Raw genomic sequence first — 17,588 nt, 5'->3', positions numbered from 1 at the left:
CGTTCCGCCTCGGCACACTCGCCGCCCGACCCCGGGCACACACGTCAGGATGGAAACATGACTCCTCGCCCTCGACAGACGGCCCTAGCTGCCGTCGTCGCCGTCGCCGCGTCTCTCGCGGTGGCCGCCTGCGCACCCCCGGCCAAGACCGACTCAAGCAGCAGCTCGGGGACCGGGGCCGGGGCCAGTGCCAAGACCGCCACGTCCGCCAAGGACGTCGGTGGTATGGAGGCCCTCGTGGCTGCCGCGAAGAAGGAGGGGACCCTCAACGTCATCGCCCTGCCACCGGACTGGGCGAACTACGGCGCGATCATCAAGGCCTTCTCGGACAAGTACGGCGTGAAGGTGACGAGCGCGCAGCCCGACGCCAGCAGTGCCGACGAGATCACGGCAGCCACGAGGCTCAAGGGACAGTCGGGCGCTCCGGACGTGTTCGACCTCGGGGCCGCGGTGGCCTCGGCAAACACGACGATGTTCGCGCCATACAAGGTGGCCACCTTCGACTCGGTCCCCACCGACCTCAAGGACGCGAACGGCACGTGGGTCAACGACTACGGCGGCTACATGTCGGTCGGCTACGACTCGTCCAAGGTGCCTGCTCCCACGTCGTTCGCGGACCTGCTGAAGCCGGCGTACAAGGGCAAGGTCGCCCTGAACGGTGACCCCACCAAGGCCGGCGCCGCCTTCGCAGGCGTCCAGATGGCCTCGCTCGCCAACGGCGGGACGGCCGGTGACGTCGCCAAGGGCGTGGCGTTCTTCAAGCAGCTCAAGAAGGCCGGCAACTTCATCCCGGTCGACCCGACGCCCGCGACGATCGCCTCGGGGCAGACTCCGGTCGTCATCGACTGGGACTACCTCAACGCGGCCCAGTCGGCCAAGGTCCCGTCCTGGAAGGTGTACGTCCCGGACAACGCGGTCGTGGCCGGCTACTACGTCCAGGCGGTGAACAAGGACGCCCCGCACCCGGCGGCCGCCCGCCTGTGGCAGGAGTTCCTGTACTCCGACGACGGCCAGAACCTGTGGCTCAAGGGTGGCGCGCGACCGGTGCGCTTCGACGACCTGAAGAAGTCGGGAAAGCTCGACTCCGCGGCGGCCGCCGCCCTACCCCCAGTGACCGGTACCCCCGTGGTGCCGTCCTCGGCAGACTCGGACTCGGCGAAGGCCTACCTCGCCAAGGAATGGGCCAACGCCGTTGGCTGAGGTCTCACGCCGCAGGGCGCTCGGCGGTCTACGGCCGTCAGGCGCCCTGGTCGGCGTGGTGCCCTTCTTCGCCTACGTCACGGTCTTCCTGCTCATCCCGGCGCTGGTCGTCGTCATCGGCGCCTTCGTCAGCGGCGGGCGGCCGACCCTCGGCAACATCCGGGCTCTCGGCCAGCCGGCGGTGACCTCGGCCCTGTGGCACTCCGTGGTCCTGTCCGCCGTGACGGCCGTCGTCGGCGCCGTGCTGGGCGCGGTGCTGGCGTACGCCGTCTCGACCGCCTCTCCGCGGGGGGTGCTCAAGCGGTTCCTGACGTCGCTGTGCGGGGTGCTGGCCCAGTTCGGCGGCGTGACGCTGGCCTTCGCCTTCCTCGCCACCTTCGGGGCCACCGGGTTCCTGACCCGAGCGCTCGCCACGGTCGGCGTCCAGTCCGGCGGCGGGCTCTGGCTCTACGAGTGGGACAAGGGGCTCATGCTGGTCTACCTGTACTTCCAGGTGCCGCTGATGCTCATCGTCTTCCTGCCGGCCGTCGAAGGGCTCCGGCCGCAGTGGCGCGAGGCGACCGAGACGCTGGGGGGCAGCACTGCGCTGTACTGGCGACGGGTCGGCGGCCCCATCCTGCTGCCCTCGTTCATCGGGGCCCTGCTGCTGCTCTTCACCAACGCCTTCTCCGCCTACGCCACAGCGGCGGCTCTCGTCTCGCAGGGGTCGCCGCTGCTGCCGCTGCAGATCGGCGGCACCTTCACCTCCGAGGTGATCCTCGGCCGGGAGAACGTCGGCAAGGCCATGGCCCTGGCGATGGTCGTGGTCGTCGCCCTCGTCATGACCGCCTACGCCGTGCTGGACCGGCGCGCGTCGCGATGGCTGGTCCGGTGAGCGGCCAGCGCGCGGTCATGCGGCGCCGCCAGAACGCCTTCCGGTGGGCGGTGGTCACCGTGGCGCTGCTGTTCTTCGGCGCACCGCTCTTCGGCATGCTCGAGTTCACGACCCGTGACGCCTCCGGCCACCGCACCGCCGCCACGTGGTCCCAGCTCGCGGATCTCGGCACCATCTCCCAGCGCTACCCCGACCTGAGCGCCGGTCTCGTCGCCTCGCTGTGGCTGGCCGTGCTCACGGTGGTCATGATGCTCGTCCTGCTCGTGCCGACGATGACGTGGGTGCGGCTCCGGCTCCCTGGCCTGAGCCGCACGGTCGAGTTCCTCTGCCTTCTGCCGCTCACCGTCCCGGCCATCGTGCTCGTGGTCGGCCTCACGCCGGTCTACGCCTGGGTCACCTACCTGCTCAACGGGTCCGCCGTATGGCTGTGCTTCGCCTACGTCGTGCTCGTGCTGCCCTACGCTTACCGCGCGCTGGACGCCGGGCTGCGGGCCATAGACGTCCGGACGCTCAGCGAGGCAGCTCGGTCGCTGGGAGCCGGCTGGGGGACGGTCATGGCCCGCGTCATCCTGCCGAACCTGCGCACCGCGGTGCTCTCGGCCGCGTTCCTCACCGTGGCGCTCACCCTGGGTGAGTTCACCATCGCGAACCTCTTCAGCCGCACGAACCTCCAGGTCGCCATGTACCTGCTCGGGAAGTCCGATGCCCAGATCTCCGTGGCGGTCGGGCTGGCCGCCCTGCTGTTCGCCATCGCGATCCTTTTCGCGATGTCCTTCGTCGGTGGGCAGCGGGACACCGTCTCGCCGCTGAGCCGGCTGCGCCGTCACCGTCAGGAGCCGACATGACCACCGCCCCCACGACCTACGCACCCACCACCTCCGGCGGCCAGCGCGGCGTCGCGGTGGAGCTGACCGGCCTGCGGCGGTCCTACGGTCCGGTCCGCGCCCTCGACGACCTGACGCTGCGACTGGCGCCCGGTGAGCTCGTGGCCCTGCTGGGCCCGTCGGGATGCGGCAAGACCACGGCGCTGCGCTGCCTCGCGGGGCTGGAGGACCCCGACGGGGGACGCATCGAGGTGGACGGCAAGGACCTGACCAGGGTGCCGACCAACCGGCGGGACCTCGGCATGGTGTTCCAGGCCTACAGCCTCTTCCCGCACATGACGGCGCGTCAGAACGTGGAGTTCGGCCTGCAGCTCCGCCGGCAGCCGGGCGAACGGCGGCGCGCCAGGGCCGCAGCGATGCTCGACCTGGTGGGGCTGTCGAGCCAGGCTGACCGGTTCGCGCACCAGCTCTCGGGTGGGCAGCAGCAGCGGGTCGCCCTCGCCCGCGCCCTCGCGATCGAGCCGCAGGTCCTGCTGCTCGACGAGCCTCTCTCGGCGCTCGACGCGAAGGTGCGGGTCCAGCTGCGTGACGAGATCCGCCGCATCCAGCTCGAGGTCGGCACGACGACCCTGTTCGTGACGCACGACCAGGAGGAGGCCCTCGCCGTGGCAGACCGCGTCGGCGTGATGCGCAGTGGCCGGCTGGAGCAGATCGCCGCCCCCCAGGAGCTGTACTCGCGTCCGGTCAACGACTTCGTCGCGGACTTCGTCGGCGTGACGAACCGGCTGCCGGGTCACGCGCACGGCCACGCGGCTGCTGTGATGGACGCCGACGTGCCGCTGCTCAGCGGGTCCGCGACCTCCGGGGCGGTCACGGTGCTGGTCCGCCCAGAGCATCTTGCGGTCCGCCCGGACGCCGCCGGCGGCGCGGAGGTGCTCAGCGTGAGCTTCCTCGGTGCGCACGCCCGGGTCGTCGCCCAGGTGACCGGCGGACCCAAGGTCTTCGTCCAGGTCCCCAGCCGTGCTGTGGCGGACTTCTCCCCCGGCCAGCGAGTGACCGTCACCCCGGTCGGTGAGCCGGCCCTCGCCGTGGCGCGCGAGGAGGCCTAGTGGCCGCTTCCCACGTCGGTACTCTTCGGACGTGACCGCGCAGAGCCGCCCTTCCACGGGCCACCCAGATCTGGCAGACCCGGCGACCGACCCCTTCGAGGTGGCGGCTGCGGCGGCCCAGGCCATCGCCGAGCACACCGGCGCGCAGCGGCACGACGTCGCGCTGGTCCTCGGCTCGGGCTGGGGCCAGACCGGTGACCTCGTCGGGCAGACGCTGGCCACCGTGGACAACGCCGACGTCCCGGGCTTCGCCAGGGTGACGGTCGCCGGGCACTCGGGCACGATGCGCTCGGTGGCCATCGCCGACACCGGACGTCGGGCGCTGGTCTTCGGTACGCGCACCCACTTCTACGAGGGCAAGGGCGTGCGGTCGGTGGTCCACGCGGTGCGGACCGCCGCTGCTGCCGGCTGCCGCACGATCGTGCTCACGAACGGCTGCGGCGGCCTGAACCCGGCCTGGGGTCCCGGCACCCCGGTCCTCATCCGGGACCACATCAACCTCACCGCCACCTCGCCCGTAGAGGGCGCGCACTTCGTGGACCTCACCGACCTCTACTCCCCGCGGCTGCGCGACCTCGCGCGAGGTGTCGACCCCGACCTCGACGAGGGCGTCTACGTCCAGTTCCGGGGGCCGCACTACGAGACGCCCGCCGAGGTGCGGATGGCGAAGGCATTGGGAGGCGACCTCGTCGGCATGTCCACGACCCTGGAGGCGATCGCCGCCCGGCAGTCCGGCCTGGAGGTGCTCGGGATCTCCTTGGTGACGAACCTCGCCGCAGGGATCAGCGACCAGCCGCTGTCCCATGAAGAGGTCCTCGAGGCCGGCCGGGCCGCGGCGCAACGATGCGGACGCCTCCTGGCCGCGGTCGTCGCGAGCATCTGAAGGAGCCGACCGATGACGTACGCCGGCAGGCACGGCCGCCAGGACAGGGCAGGAGCGCGCTCCCAGGACGCGGCGGAGGAGCTCGTCGACGCGGCGCAGGCCTGGGTGGACGACGACCCCGACCACGAGACGCGGGTCGAGCTCGGCCTCGTCCTCGGCCGGGCGAAGGAGGGCGACGAGGCTGCCCTCGAGGACCTGCGTGACCGCTTCTCAGGAATGCTCGAGTTCGGGACCGCCGGGTTGCGGGGAGCCCTGGGCGCCGGACCCAACCGGATGAACCGGTCGGTGGTCATCCGCGCCGCGGCCGGGCTCACGGCGTACCTCCAGGAGAGCGAGCCGGAGCCGTTCGTCGTCGTCGGGTACGACGCCCGGAAGAACTCCGACGTGTTCGCGCGCGACACGGCCGCCGTGGTCGTGGCAGCCGGTGGCGGGGCGGCGACCCTCCCGCACACCCTGCCCACTCCGGTGCTGGCCTTCGCAATCCGGCACCTCGGAGCGGACGCCGGCGTGATGGTGACCGCCAGCCACAACCCGCCGCAGGACAACGGCTACAAGGTCTACCTCGGCGACGGGTCGCAGATCGTCCCGCCGGCGGACGCCCAGATCGCGGCCTGCATCGCCCGCGTCGCGGCCGTCTCCGACGTACCGCTCGCGCAGGACGGCTGGCACACGCTCGGGGACGAGGTTCTCGAGGCGTACCTCGACGCCACCGCCGCGGTGGTCTCCGCCGACAGTCCCCGCGACCTCGCCGTGGTCCACACCGCCCTGCACGGCGTGGGGAGCGACACCCTGCTGAGGGTCTTCGAACGGGCCGGGTTCCCGCCGCCGACCCCGGTGCCCAGCCAGCAGCACCCGGACGCGGCGTTCCCCACGGTCGCCTTCCCCAACCCGGAGGAGCCAGGAGCGATCGACGCCGCCCTGGAGCTGGCCCGCGAGGTCGGGCCGGACCTCGTCCTCGCGAACGACCCGGACGCCGACCGCTGCGCCGTGGCCGTCCCCGTGGAGGGCGACTGGCGGATGCTGCGCGGCGACGAGGTTGGTGCGCTGCTGGGGGCGCACATCCTGGACCGCGGGGTCGACCCGGAGGTCGACGTCTTCGCCAGCTCCATCGTGTCGTCCCGGCTGCTGGCCGCGATGGCTGCGGCCGCGGGGGTCCGGCACGAGGAGACCCTCACCGGGTTCAAGTGGATCTCGCGCGTGCCGGGCCTGCGGTACGGCTACGAGGAGGCGCTGGGCTACTGCGTCGACCCGCGCCGCGTGCGGGACAAGGACGGCCTGAGCGCCTGCCTGCTCATGGCCGAGCTCGCGGCGACCCTCAAGGCGCAGGGCCGAACGCTGACCGACCGCTTGGACGACCTCGCGGTCCAGCACGGCCTGCACGCGACGGACTCCTTCTCGGTCCGGGTGGCAGACCTCGCGCTGATCGGCGACGTCATGAGCCGCCTGCGGGCGACGCAGCTGCGGGAGGTGGCCGGCATCGCGGTGTCGCAGGCCGACGACCTGGCCCTGGGCAGCCAGCCGCTGCCGCCGACCGACGGGCTGCGCTACTACCTGGAGGACAGGTCCCGGGTCATCGTGCGGCCGTCGGGCACCGAGCCGAAGCTCAAGGTGTACCTCGAGGTCGTGGAACCCGTCGACGCCCGTGACGGGCTGGGCGCTGCGAAGGAGAATGCGGGCGCACGCCTGGCCGCTATCCGCAGCGCCATGAGCTCGCTGACCACGGTGTGAGACACGGCTAGACTCGTGCAGTGAGTACCTCCCCCGCCTTGGCGCCCTCGGTGGACGCGACCGCCCGCGCGCGAGACCTGCTGGGCGTCACGCGCCTGAGCGACAGCGCGCTTACGAGCTGGCTGCACTCGCTGCCCGGGGTAGACCAGGTCGGCTGCGAGGCCCGGGCGGCGAGCCTGGGGACCCGGTCGATCAAGACCACGTCCAAGGCCTGGGCGATCGACCTGGCCATCTCGATGATCGACCTCACGACCCTGGAGGGCGCTGACACTCCCGGCAAGGTCCGAGGGCTGTGCGCCAAGGCTCTGACGCCCGACCCGACAGACCCGGCCACGCCCCGACCTGCGGCCGTGTGCGTGTACGGGGACCTGGCGGCGGTCGCCAAGAAGGCACTCGGGTCCAGCGGTGTGAACGTCGCCGCGGTCGCGACGGCCTTCCCGAGCGGACGGGCCCTGATGCCCGTCAAGCTCGCCGACACCGAAGACGCGGTCCAGGCGGGCGCGGACGAGATCGACATGGTGATCGACCGAGGCGCCTTCCTCTCCGGCGACTACCTCACGGTGTTCCGCGAGATCGCGCAGGTGGCCCAGGCCTGCGTGCGTCCGGAGGGGTCCAGGGCCCGCCTGAAGGTCATCATGGAGACCGGAGAGCTGGTCACCTACGACAACGTGCGCCGGGCGTCCTGGCTGTCGATGCTGGCCGGCGCGGACTTCATCAAGACCTCCACGGGGAAGGTCTCGCCGGCCGCGACCCTGCCGGTGACCCTGGTGATGCTGGAGGCGGTGCGCGACTGGCGTGACGCGACCGGCGAGATGGTCGGGGTCAAGCCGGCCGGCGGGATCCGGACCAGCAAGGACGCTGTGAAGTTCCTCGTGGCGGTCAGCGAGGTGGCGGGGGACGACTGGCTCGACCCGTACTGGTTCCGCTTCGGCGCGTCGAGCCTGCTCAACGACCTGCTGCTGCAGCGGCAGAAGCTTGCCACCGGCGCCTACTCCGGCGCCGACTACGTCACCGACGACTCACCGAGTCTCTACTGACCCCGCCGGCACCGGACCCCCGGCACCGGACCCCCAGCACCGACCGCCAGCACTGACCCCCCAGCACGCCCCACGCGCTGACCCTCGCCCCCTACGCACGCTGAGGAACCACCCCATGGCCACCTTCGAGTACGCACCCGCACCGGAGTCCCGCTCCGTCGTCGACATCAGACCCTCGTACGGGCTCTTCATCGACGGAGCCTTCACCGAGTCCCAGGGTGGCTCTGCCTTCAAGTCGGTGAACCCGGCGACCGAGGAGGTGCTCGCCGAGGTGACTGCGGCGAGCGAGGCCGACGTCGACCGGGCTGTCGCCGCCGCACGGCGGGCCTACCAGGGGGTCTGGGGCCGGATGTCGGGCACCGACCGTGGGAAGTACCTGTTCCGGATCGCCCGGCTGCTCCAGGAGCGTTCGCGCGAGTTCGCGGTCCTGGAGAGCATCGACAACGGCAAGCCGATCAAGGAGAGCCGCGACGTCGACGTGCCGCTGGCGGCGGCGCACTTCTTCTACCACGCGGGATGGGCCGACAAGCTGGAGTATGCCGGGCTGGGGACCGACCCCAGGCCGCTGGGAGTCGTGGGACAGGTCATCCCGTGGAACTTCCCGCTGCTCATGCTGGCCTGGAAGGTCGCACCCGCCCTCGCCACCGGTAACACCGTCGTGATCAAGCCTGCGGAGACGACGCCGTTGTCCGCCCTGCTCTTCGCGGAGGTCCTGCAGCAGGCCGACCTGCCGCCAGGGGTCGTCAACATCGTCACCGGTGCGGGCGCCACGGGCCAGGCGATCGTCGACCACCCCGACATCGACAAGCTCGCCTTCACCGGGTCCACGGGCGTCGGCAAGATGATCGCGCGGTCCATCGCGGGCACGCGGAAGAAGGCGACCCTGGAGCTGGGCGGGAAGGCGGCGAACATCGTCTTCGACGACGCGCCGCTGGACCAGGCGGTCGAGGGCATCGTCAACGGCATCTTCTTCAACCAGGGCCACGTCTGCTGCGCGGGCTCCCGTCTGCTCGTCCAGGAGTCCATCGCCGAGGAGGTCGAGCGGCGGCTCAAGCGCCGGCTCGGCACGCTTCGCGTCGGCGACCCACTCGACAAGAACACCGACGTCGGGGCGATCAACTCCCAGGCCCAGCTGCAGCGCATCACCGAGCTGACGGCGGCGGGTGAGGCGGAGGGCGCCGAGCGCTGGGACAACGGCTGCGAGCTGCCTGCCAAGGGCTTCTGGTTCCGGCCCACCGTCTTCACCGGGGTCAGCCAGACCCACCGCATCGCCCAGGAGGAGATCTTCGGGCCGGTGCTGTCCGTCCTGACGTTCCGCACCCCGCACGAGGCTGTGGCCAAGGCGAACAACACGCCATACGGCCTGTCTGCCGGGATCTGGACCGAGAAGGGGTCGCGGATCCTCTGGATGGCCGACCAGCTCCGCGCGGGCGTGGTGTGGGCCAACACCTTCAACAAGTTCGACCCGACGAGCCCCTTCGGCGGCTACAAGGAGTCCGGCTACGGGCGCGAAGGCGGTCGTCACGGCCTCTACGCCTACGTCGCTACGGGAGACGCCAAGTGAGCGCCACCGTGTCCGCAGGCACCACCCGCGGCCCGGGTGCGGCTGACACCCGGGTCGACGTCCGCAAGACCTACAAGCTGTACATCGGCGGGAAGTTCCCCCGATCGGAGTCCGGCAGGTCGTACGAGGTCGTCGACCACCGGGGCCGGTTCCTCGCCAACGCGGCGCAGGGGTCGCGCAAGGACGCCCGTGACGCGGTCGTCGCCGCACGGGCCGCCTTTGCGGGGTGGGCCGGATCGACGGCGTACAACCGCGGCCAGGTGCTGTACCGCGTCGCGGAGGTGATGGAGGGCCGGCGAGCCCAGTTCGTCGCGGAGGTCCGGGCCAGCGAGGGTCTGGCCGAACGTCGCGCGGAGGCCGTGGTCTCGCAGGCGATCGACCGCTGGGTCTGGTACGCCGGCTGGGCGGACAAGCTCGCCCAGGTCCTCGGTGGCCTCAACCCGGTCGCCGGACCGTACTTCGACATCTCGGCGCCGGAGCCGACCGGTGTCGTCGGGGTCCTTGCGCCGCAAGGGTCATCGCTCCTGGGCCTGGTGTCCGTGGTGGCCCCCGTGGTCGTCTCCGGCAACACGGTCGTGGTGCTGACCAGCGAGCAGCGCCCGCTTCCCGCCATCACGCTGTCCGAGGCGCTCGCCACCTCCGACGTGCCCGGCGGGGTGGTCAACCTCATCACAGGCAGGACCGCGGAGGTCGCGCCCTGGATCGCCTCGCACCGCGACGTCAACGCGATCGACCTGGCAGGCGCTGCGGCGGCCGACGGCGTGAGCTGGGGTGACCTCGAGCTCGCCGCGGCGGAGAACCTCAAGAGGGTCGTGCGTCCGGCCGGGGCCGGTTCTGACGCCGTGGAGCCGGACTGGTCACGGACGCCGGACCTCTCGCGGGTCACGTCCTTCCTCGAGACCAAGACGGTCTGGCACCCCAAGGGCCGCTGACCGTTGCCCGTCTCGACGGCCGGGGAACGGCGCGCCCTCCGGGCTCACGCGGCCGCCCTCGACCCTGCGGCAGCGCGGGCCCATGGCTGAGACCCGCGCGCGGGTCGTCGTTCTCACGGGCCCCAGCGGTGCCGGCAAGTCGCGGTTGGCCGCCCGGCTTCGAGCCGCACATGGGTGGCCCGTCGTCCGGCTGGACGACTTCTACCGTGACCGGGAGGACCCCGCCATGCCGCGCAGCGAGGAGCTGGGCATCATCGACTGGGACCACCCTGGCTCGTGGGACGGCGCCGCAGCGGCGGCTGCCCTGGAGACGCTGGTGACCACCGGCTCGGTGTGCACCCCGGTGTACGACATCGCGCGGAGCAGGGCGGTCGACACCGCGACCGTCCACGCGCGGCCGCACGACCTGGTCCTCGCGGAGGGGATCTTCGGCGCGGAGATCATCGGGGAGCTGCGCGACCGGGGGCTCCTGGCCGGGGCATACTGCGTCCACCACCACAGGGTGGTCACGTTCGTCCGGCGCCTGCTGCGCGACCTGTCCGAGCGCCGCAAGCCCCCGTGGACCCTCGTCCGTCGTGGCCTGACCCTGATGAGGGACGAGCCCCGGGTCGTGGCCAGGCAGGAGGCGCTCGGCGCGACGTCGGCGCGTCCCGCGGACCTCGAACCGCTGCTCTCCGCTCTGGCGAGGTAGGAGCGGGACAGGAGGGGTCGGAAGGGACGAACCGGTCCACCGCTGCGTCGCGGCTTGGTAGGTTCTGGCCTACACGTTGGCCGGAGCTGAGGGGCAGGCACACCATGAGCGACATGCCTGCGGAGGACCAGGCCCGCGGTGGGGAGGGCCCGGACGGCCCTCCGGCGTGGGCCGCGCCAGGCTCCACGCCGCCGGGCTACCCCACACCGGACTTCCCCGGTGCGGCGTCCGCCGCTCGGGACCTCGCCGGACCGCCCCTCGGGTCACCCCACACGGCCACGCCGGCGCAGCCCCCGCCACTGCAGCTGCCCCCGCCGCCGCAGCTGCCCTGGACCACCGCGTTCACGGCTCACAAGCCGGGCATCATCCCGTTGCGTCCGCTGGGCTTCACGGACATCCTGGACGGAGCGTTCGCGGCGACCCGCCGCAACCCGCGCACGTTCTTCGGCCTGGCCCTCGTCACCAGCCTGGTGGTCGTCGGGGTCTTGGCGCTCCTGGCCGCCGTGGCCTACCTCCTCGCGACACAACTGCCCGGCGGCGCCTCCGACACCCTGCTCGCCGTCGGCGCCCTGGGCGGGCTCACGGTGATGTACCTCTTCAGCGCAGTCACGTCCGTGGCGCTCACTGGCATGCTGTCCTACCCGGTGGGGGAAGGCGTCCTGGGCCGTCGGCCCTCGATCGGCGAGACGTGGCGCCACACGCGTGCGATGATCCCGCGGCTGGCCGGTCTGTGTCTGCTCCTCATGCTCCCGGTGGTCCTCGTCGTGGGCGCACTGGTCGGTCTCGTGGTGTGGGCCGTGGCGCGGGACTCCCCCGTCGGAGGAGCCGTCGCCGTGCTGGGCTTCCTCGCGGTGGTGGTCGGCATCGTCACGGCGGGCGTGCGCGTCGCGCTGGCCACGCCGGCCCTGGTGCTCGAGGACATCGGTGTGGTCGCCGCCCTTCGACGGTCCTGGGCGCTCACCTCGCGCCGGTTCTGGCGGACCCTGGGAGTGCTCCTGCTGGCAGCGGTGCTCGTGGCGATCGTCCAGCAGGTGCTCGGCTTCGGGTTCCAGCTGCTGGGTCTGGTCCTCGGGGTCGCGGTCACCGCGACGAGCGACGGCGGCGCCTCGGACGCGGCGATGTTCGCCATCGTGATGGCGTCCTCGGTGGTCGGAGGTCTCGTGGCCGCGTTGGTGGCGCAGCCCTTCCAGGCAGGCGTCGTGGCGCTGCTCTACACGGACGCCCGGATCCGCAGGGAGGGCTTCGACCTGGCGCTCGCGCGGGCCGCGACGGGGGCCCCGGTGGCCGGGTGAGCCTCACCCGGCTCCTGGCGGCGCCCGCGAGGCTCGACCCGGGGAACCGCGAGGCGCGCGCGTGGCTCCAGGCGGAGCTGGCCAAGCCGGCATACCGCGACACGCGCGACCCGCTGACCCGCGCGCTCGAAGCGGTCCAGCGGTGGCTGGAGGACCTGCTCAGCGGGGTGCACTCCCCCACCCGGCCGCTGCCCACCGTGGTGGCAGGCCTCGTGTCCGTGGCCCTCGTCCTCCTCGTCGCCTACATGCTGCGCTTCGTCCGCCGGACCCGACGGCTGCCTCACGCCGACGACAGGGCGGCGGTCAGCGTGGAACGACTCACCGCGCGGCAGTACCTCGAGCGCGCGCTGCAGGCGAGGGCCGAGGGACGGTACGCCGAGTGCGTGCTCGATCTGCTGCGCTCCATCGCCGTGGGCGGGGTCGAGCGTGCGCTGCTCGAGGACGCCCCGTCCTTGACCGCCCACGAGATCTCCGGCCGGCTCGCGGTGGTCGTGCCATCCCTGCGGGCTGACCTGGCGTGGGCGGCCGACCGGTTCGACGCGATCGCCTACGGCCAGGCCGACGCCAGCGCTGCAGAGGCGGACCAGATGCTCGCCCTTCAGCGTGCCGTCGCGGCGGCGCGGCCGTTGCACGCCAGTGCCCGAGACGGCGGCGACCCCGCGGACGAACGCGACGCGGGGGCTGTGGCAGGGGACCATGCCGGGGTGGGCGGGTGACGCTTCAGGTCTGGGAGCGGTCTGCTGCCGAGCAGAGCGCGCCGAGCGTCGTCAGGTCTGCCCGACCTGGCGGGACAGCGCGCTCGCGTCGCGCGTTCTGGACCGTCGTCGTGGTCCTCGTGCTCGCCTTGGTGACCACGGCCGTGACGGTGGGAGTGCGCCGCGCGGCACACCGCGGCGTCCCGCTGGACCCCGGGAACCCGGGCCGCGAGGGAGCCCAGGCGGTGGCGAGCGTTCTCCACCAGCGCGGCGTCGGCGTCACGGTCGTGCGCGGGCAGGACGACCTGCTCGGGCGGGAGGCGCCAGGTCGGGACACCACCGTCGTCGTGACGGGGACGGGCCAGCTGTCCGACCAGACGGCGCGCACGATGCTCGACCGCGTCCGGGGCGCCCGCAGGCTCGTTCTCGTCGAGCCACCCGGCTTCCTGCTGCGAGCCCTGCACCTTCCCGTGGACGTGTCCTCCGCGGACTCCCCTGGGCCCAGCGTGCGGGCAGGCTGCTCGGTGGACGGCATCCGCCCGAGCGACACCATCACGACCGGAGGCCGGCTGTACGAGGCGCAGTCGCAGGGAGCGACCGTCGGCACCGCGGGGTTCCACAGCACAGCGCGTGACGACGTGACCGAGTGCTTCGGCCAGCACGGCTCGGCACTGGTCGTGGTGGCGGCGCAACCGCACGAGAGCCGGCCCGAGATCGCCGTACTGGGCACCGGGCTGCTCCTGCGCAACGGCGACATCACGCAGCTCGACAATGCTGGCGTGGCGGTCCGGCTCCTGGCTCGTGGCGAGCGTCTGGAGTGGTACCTGCCGTCGGCCCTGGACATCAGCACCGGCGACACCACCCCCACCTCACAGGTCCCAGCGGCGGTCGGGCCGCTGGCCGTTCTGCTCCTCCTGGGGCTTCTCGCGCTGATGGTCTGGCGCGGCCGCAGGTTCGGTCCGCTGGTGGCGGAGCCGCTGCCCGCCGTGGTGAAGGCCATCGAGACCACCCAGAGCCGCGGCCGCCTCTACCGCAAAGCACGGGACACGGGGCGGGCAGGACAGGCGCTGCGGGCCCGGGCCTGTCGTCGCCTCGGCGGCTACCTGGGCCTGCCGCCGTCCGCCACACCCGCCGCCGTGGCGGCCGCGGTGGCCACTGCGGCCGCCCGCGACCCCGTCGCCGTCGCGGCGGTGCTCGCCGGCCCACCCGCACCGGACGAGACAGCCCTGCTGACCCTCGCCCACGACCTGTCCGACCTCGAGAAGGAAGTCCGTCGCCCATGACCGAACAGCGAGCTGTCCCTCCGGCGCCTGCGGGCTCTTCCACCGGCGGCGCGGCGTACGGGCCCGTCGACCGCCGGACGCCGGGTCATGCGGACCGGGCCCGGGCCGCTGCTGCCGGTGAAGCCGGGGTGGCGGGGGACGCCGACCGTGCCCGGGCCGCCCTTATGGCAGTGCGGACCGAGGTCGGCAAGGCCGTCGTCGGCCAGGACGCCGCGGTCGCCAGCATCCTCATCGCGCTCCTGTGCCGGGGGCACATCCTGCTCGAGGGAGTGCCGGGCGTTGCGAAGACGCTCCTGGTCCGCAGCGTCGCCGCCGCGCTCGACGTTCAGACGAAGCGCGTCCAGTTCACCCCGGACCTGATGCCCGGCGACGTCACCGGCTCGCTGGTCTACGACAACGCCACCTCCGAGTTCTCCTTCCGCCAGGGACCCGTATTCACCAACCTCCTGCTGGCCGACGAGATCAACCGCACGCCGCCCAAGACGCAGGCATCCCTCCTGGAGGCGATGGAGGAACGGCAGGTCTCGGTCGACGGCACCCCGCGTCCCCTGCCCTCCCCCTTCCTCGTCGCCGCGACCCAGAACCCCGTCGAGTACGAGGGCACCTACCCGCTCCCCGAGGCCCAGCTCGACCGGTTCCTGCTGAAGGCCACCATGCCGCTGCCCCCGCGGGAGGACGAGATCCGCGTCCTGACGAGGCACGCCGGAGGGTTCGACCCGCGAGACCTCGCCCGGGCCGGGCTGCGCCCGGTGGCGAGCGCCGCGGACCTCGAGGCGGGGAGCGCCCTGGTGCGCCAGGTCACGGTGTCCCCCGAGGTCGCGGCGTACATCGTCGACCTGGCTCGGGCCACGCGCAGCTCGCCGTCGCTGGCTCTCGGGGTCAGCCCTCGGGGCGCCACAGCGCTTCTCGCGACGAGTCGGGCCTGGGCGTGGCTCAACGGGCGGGGCTTCGTCACCCCCGACGACGTCAAGGCGCTGGCGCAGGCGACCCTCGCGCACCGTCTCTCGCTGCGCCCCGAGGCGGAGCTCGAAGGCGTGGCCGTGTCGTCAGTGCTGGAGGCCGCCATCGGCTCCGTGCCGGTGCCCAGGTAGCGGAGCGATGAGCTGCATCCGTCCCGGGCCACCTTCGGGTACCTCGGGCCCATGATCGTCACCGGACGGCTTCTCGCGCTGGTCCTGTGTGGCACGGTGCCGGTCGTGCTGCGCCCGCACTACTCCACCGTGTGGGCCTGGGCGGCGCTGTGCGTGGTCGTCGCCGTCGCCGACACCCTCGCCGCCGGCTCGCCCAGGACGGTGCAGCTCAGCCGTGGCCCGAGCCTCCAGGTGCGGCTGGGGGAGGCGGCGGAGACCACCCTGCTCGTGGCCAACCCCGGGCCACGGCGGTTTCGCGGGATGGTGCGCGACGCCTGGCAGCCTTCCGCCGGGGCCACCGGCAACCGGCACAGGGTCGACGTGCCTGCAGGCGAACGACGCGCGGTGGTCTCGCGGCTGCTCCCGACGCGGCGAGGCGACCGGACCGCCGACCGGGTGACGCTGCGCGGGCTCGGTCCACTCGGGGTGGCGGGCCGGCAGCGGTCGGTCGTCGTGCCCGGGCGGGTCCGGGCGCTGCCGCCGTTCCCCTCACGCAAGCACCTTCCCTCACGCCTGGCCAGGCTGCGTCAGCTGGACGGGCGTTCGGCGGTGCGGGTCCGCGGTCAGGGCACCGAGTTCGACTCGCTTCGCGACTACGTGGACGGCGACGACGTACGCAGCATCGACTGGCGCGCCACCGCACGCCGCCGCACCACCGTGGTGCGGACCTGGCAGCCGGAGAAGGACCGGCACATCATCCTCGTGCTGGACACCTCCAGGACCTCCGCGGGCAGGGTCGGCGACACCCCACGGCTCGACGCGGCGATGGATGCAGCGCTGCTCCTCGCGGCGCTCGCCTCACGTGCCGGAGACCGCGTCGACCTCGTCGCGGGTGACCGGCGGGTGCACCGCAAGGTGGTGGGAGCCGGTCGCACCACCCTGCTGGGCGACCTGGTCCAGGCCATGGCGCCCCTCGAGCCGGCGCTCCTGGAGGCGGACTGGACGCTGCTGGTCTCTGAGGTCACGCGGCTGAGCCGGCAACGCGGGCTGGTGGTCCTGCTGACGCCGCTGGAGCCGTCGGCCGTCGAGGAGTCGCTGCTCCCACCGCTCGCGGTTCTCGCGCAACGACACCGGGTCGTGCTCGCCTCGGTGGGCGACCCGGCGCTGCGGGACATGCTGGAGCGGGACCACGACGTCCGGGACGTGTACGACGCGGCAGCGGCCGCTCGGACCGTGGCGCTGCGAGAACGAACCGCCGCGGCCCTCGGCCGGCTCCGCGTGGACGTGCTGGACGCGGACCCCGAGGACCTACCCGTGGCCCTGGCGGACCACTACCTCCTGCTCAAGTCGCGGGGGCTGTTGTAAGGGGCACGCCCAGTCACCCCGCCACGGGTAGCTCGAAGCCGCGATCACCCTCCTCCAGGTCGCCGGTCAGCCCTCGGTGGTGCGCCCATCGTCCGAGGGTGAAGACGTACGCGAAGAAGGCGGACTCGGCGCACAGCCCGATGCCGACCCGCGCCCACGTAGGCAGCGCCGAGGGAGTCACGAAGGCCTCGATCAACCCGCAGACCAGGAGCAGGGCGACCAGTCCGAGCGCCGTCCCGAGGGCCGCTCGACCCTCCTCCCCCAGGGCCCGCGCCCGACTGCGGGGACCGGGCGACACCCACGACCAGAACAGCCGCAGGCCCACGCCCGCAGCGACGAAGAGGCAGGTCAGCTCGAGCAGCCCGTGGGGCAGGATCAGCCCGAAGAACAGTCCCCCGCGGCCGTGGCGAACCATGATCGACCCGACCACCGCGAGGTTGAGCATGTTGCCGAAGAGCATCAGGACCACCGGAAGGCAGAACACCCCGAGGGCGACGCACAGAGCCGACAGCCAGAAGTTGTTCGTCCAGACGTGCAGCGCGAAGGAGGTCGCAGCGTACTGGCTGTAGTAGTGCTCGAAGTCGTTGCCGACGAGGTCCCGGATCTGCTCGGGCGAGGCGAGCGAGGTCTCCACCGAGGGGTGGTCGAGCAGCCACCAGCCGACGACCACGACGAGCAGCAGGTCGACCACCAGGACGGTCAGCCACCACCACCTCAGCCGGTACAGGCCCGCCGGGAAGGAGACCGCGAAGAACCGGCCCAGGTCGGACCAGGCGGCGGTGCGGGTGCCGGCGGAGCGAGAGCGGGCCCGGGCCAGGAGCATCGACAGGTAGCCGACGAGCGAGGCATCCGGGGCGGTCGAGCGGATCATCGAGAGGTGGGTCGCCACGCGCTGGTACCGGTCCAGGATCTCGTCGGCCTCGGCACCCGACAGCCGCCGGCGGCCGGTCAGCTCCTCGAGCCTCTCCCAGTCCCCCCGGTGGGCAGCCACAAAGGCGTCCAGGTCCACATCGGCCACCCTAGCCGGGCAGCCCCGTTAGG

At 72.5% G+C, this 17,588-nt stretch carries 16 protein-coding genes; 15 read left to right on the top strand and 1 reads right to left on the bottom strand.

The window, feature by feature from the left end:
- Positions 1 to 57 precede the first annotated feature (57 nt).
- The 15 genes from PHA84_RS01885 to PHA84_RS01815 all read left to right on the top strand — a co-directional run bounded on the left by PHA84_RS01885 (position 58) and on the right by PHA84_RS01815 (position 16,547).
- Complete coding sequence (locus PHA84_RS01885; RefSeq protein ID WP_270886389.1) at positions 58 to 1,200, top strand: ABC transporter substrate-binding protein; 1,143 nt, start codon at positions 58 to 60, stop codon at positions 1,198 to 1,200.
- Entirely contained in the window at positions 1,193 to 2,074 is an 882-nt protein-coding gene (locus tag PHA84_RS01880) for an ABC transporter permease (RefSeq protein WP_270886388.1), read from the top strand. Before PHA84_RS01885 ends, PHA84_RS01880 begins: the two co-directional genes overlap by 8 nt.
- Positions 2,071 to 2,919, top strand: coding sequence for an ABC transporter permease (locus PHA84_RS01875; protein WP_270886387.1), 849 nt, complete (start codon positions 2,071 to 2,073; stop codon positions 2,917 to 2,919). The genes PHA84_RS01880 and PHA84_RS01875 overlap by 4 nt, the downstream gene beginning before the upstream one ends.
- Positions 2,916 to 4,007: an ABC transporter ATP-binding protein gene (locus tag PHA84_RS01870; protein ID WP_270886386.1), complete on the top strand. Its 1,092-nt coding sequence runs from the start codon at positions 2,916 to 2,918 to the stop codon at positions 4,005 to 4,007. The genes PHA84_RS01875 and PHA84_RS01870 overlap by 4 nt, the downstream gene beginning before the upstream one ends.
- A gap of 31 nt (positions 4,008 to 4,038) precedes the next feature.
- Positions 4,039 to 4,890: a purine-nucleoside phosphorylase gene (locus PHA84_RS01865; RefSeq protein WP_270886385.1), complete on the top strand. Its 852-nt coding sequence runs from the start codon at positions 4,039 to 4,041 to the stop codon at positions 4,888 to 4,890.
- Between the two features lie 12 nt (positions 4,891 to 4,902).
- Positions 4,903 to 6,618: a phospho-sugar mutase gene (locus PHA84_RS01860; RefSeq protein ID WP_270886384.1), complete on the top strand. Its 1,716-nt coding sequence runs from the start codon at positions 4,903 to 4,905 to the stop codon at positions 6,616 to 6,618.
- A gap of 20 nt (positions 6,619 to 6,638) precedes the next feature.
- Complete coding sequence (deoC, locus tag PHA84_RS01855; RefSeq protein WP_270886383.1) at positions 6,639 to 7,655, top strand: deoxyribose-phosphate aldolase; 1,017 nt, start codon at positions 6,639 to 6,641, stop codon at positions 7,653 to 7,655.
- Positions 7,656 to 7,770: 115 nt separating this feature from the next.
- The gene (locus tag PHA84_RS01850) at positions 7,771 to 9,219 is read left to right on the top strand and encodes an aldehyde dehydrogenase family protein (protein ID WP_270886382.1); all 1,449 of its coding nucleotides are present in this window, start codon (positions 7,771 to 7,773) and stop codon (positions 9,217 to 9,219) included.
- A complete protein-coding gene (locus tag PHA84_RS01845) occupies positions 9,216 to 10,151 on the top strand; it encodes an aldehyde dehydrogenase family protein (RefSeq protein ID WP_270886381.1) in 936 nt (311 codons plus the stop codon). Before PHA84_RS01850 ends, PHA84_RS01845 begins: the two co-directional genes overlap by 4 nt.
- Positions 10,152 to 10,233: 82 nt before the next feature.
- Positions 10,234 to 10,842, top strand: coding sequence for a uridine kinase family protein (locus PHA84_RS01840; RefSeq protein WP_270886380.1), 609 nt, complete (start codon positions 10,234 to 10,236; stop codon positions 10,840 to 10,842).
- A 104-nt stretch (positions 10,843 to 10,946) separates the two neighbouring features.
- A complete protein-coding gene (locus PHA84_RS01835; RefSeq protein WP_270886379.1) occupies positions 10,947 to 12,134 on the top strand; it encodes a glycerophosphoryl diester phosphodiesterase membrane domain-containing protein in 1,188 nt (395 codons plus the stop codon).
- Complete coding sequence (locus PHA84_RS01830; protein WP_270886378.1) at positions 12,131 to 12,850, top strand: DUF4129 domain-containing protein; 720 nt, start codon at positions 12,131 to 12,133, stop codon at positions 12,848 to 12,850. The genes PHA84_RS01835 and PHA84_RS01830 overlap by 4 nt, the downstream gene beginning before the upstream one ends.
- Positions 12,847 to 14,112, top strand: coding sequence for a DUF4350 domain-containing protein (locus PHA84_RS01825; RefSeq protein WP_270886377.1), 1,266 nt, complete (start codon positions 12,847 to 12,849; stop codon positions 14,110 to 14,112). The genes PHA84_RS01830 and PHA84_RS01825 overlap by 4 nt, the downstream gene beginning before the upstream one ends.
- Entirely contained in the window at positions 14,109 to 15,203 is a 1,095-nt protein-coding gene (locus PHA84_RS01820) for an AAA family ATPase (protein ID WP_442952803.1), read from the top strand. Before PHA84_RS01825 ends, PHA84_RS01820 begins: the two co-directional genes overlap by 4 nt.
- A gap of 51 nt (positions 15,204 to 15,254) precedes the next feature.
- Complete coding sequence (locus PHA84_RS01815; protein WP_270886376.1) at positions 15,255 to 16,547, top strand: DUF58 domain-containing protein; 1,293 nt, start codon at positions 15,255 to 15,257, stop codon at positions 16,545 to 16,547.
- 13 nt (positions 16,548 to 16,560) lie between these two features.
- On the opposite strand, the gene PHA84_RS01810 is transcribed toward PHA84_RS01815, so the two are convergent.
- Positions 16,561 to 17,556 (bottom strand): stage II sporulation protein M, encoded by a 996-nt coding sequence (locus PHA84_RS01810; RefSeq protein ID WP_270886375.1) that lies wholly within the window; start codon positions 17,554 to 17,556, stop codon positions 16,561 to 16,563.
- Positions 17,557 to 17,588 lie beyond the last annotated feature (32 nt).

Source organism: Pedococcus sp. 5OH_020 (assembly GCF_027812955.1).
Lineage (GTDB): Bacteria > Actinomycetota > Actinomycetes > Actinomycetales > Dermatophilaceae > Pedococcus.
The sequence above is the reverse complement of the archived record's forward strand: the minus strand, read 5'-3'. Positions and strand labels throughout refer to the sequence as shown.

Excerpts from the sequence above, each read along its gene's own strand:
- PHA84_RS01885 (WP_270886389.1), top strand. The coding sequence starts at position 58 with ATGACTCCTCGCCCTCGACAGACGGCCCTAGCTGCCGTCGTCGCCGTC.
- PHA84_RS01870 (WP_270886386.1), top strand. The coding sequence starts at position 2,916 with ATGACCACCGCCCCCACGACCTACGCACCCACCACCTCCGGCGGCCAG.
- PHA84_RS01860 (WP_270886384.1), top strand. The coding sequence starts at position 4,903 with ATGACGTACGCCGGCAGGCACGGCCGCCAGGACAGGGCAGGAGCGCGC.
- PHA84_RS01850 (WP_270886382.1), top strand. The coding sequence starts at position 7,771 with ATGGCCACCTTCGAGTACGCACCCGCACCGGAGTCCCGCTCCGTCGTC.
- PHA84_RS01840 (WP_270886380.1), top strand. The coding sequence starts at position 10,234 with ATGGCTGAGACCCGCGCGCGGGTCGTCGTTCTCACGGGCCCCAGCGGT.
- PHA84_RS01835 (WP_270886379.1), top strand. The coding sequence starts at position 10,947 with ATGAGCGACATGCCTGCGGAGGACCAGGCCCGCGGTGGGGAGGGCCCG.
- PHA84_RS01820 (WP_442952803.1), top strand. The coding sequence starts at position 14,109 with ATGACCGAACAGCGAGCTGTCCCTCCGGCGCCTGCGGGCTCTTCCACC.
- PHA84_RS01815 (WP_270886376.1), top strand. The coding sequence starts at position 15,255 with ATGATCGTCACCGGACGGCTTCTCGCGCTGGTCCTGTGTGGCACGGTG.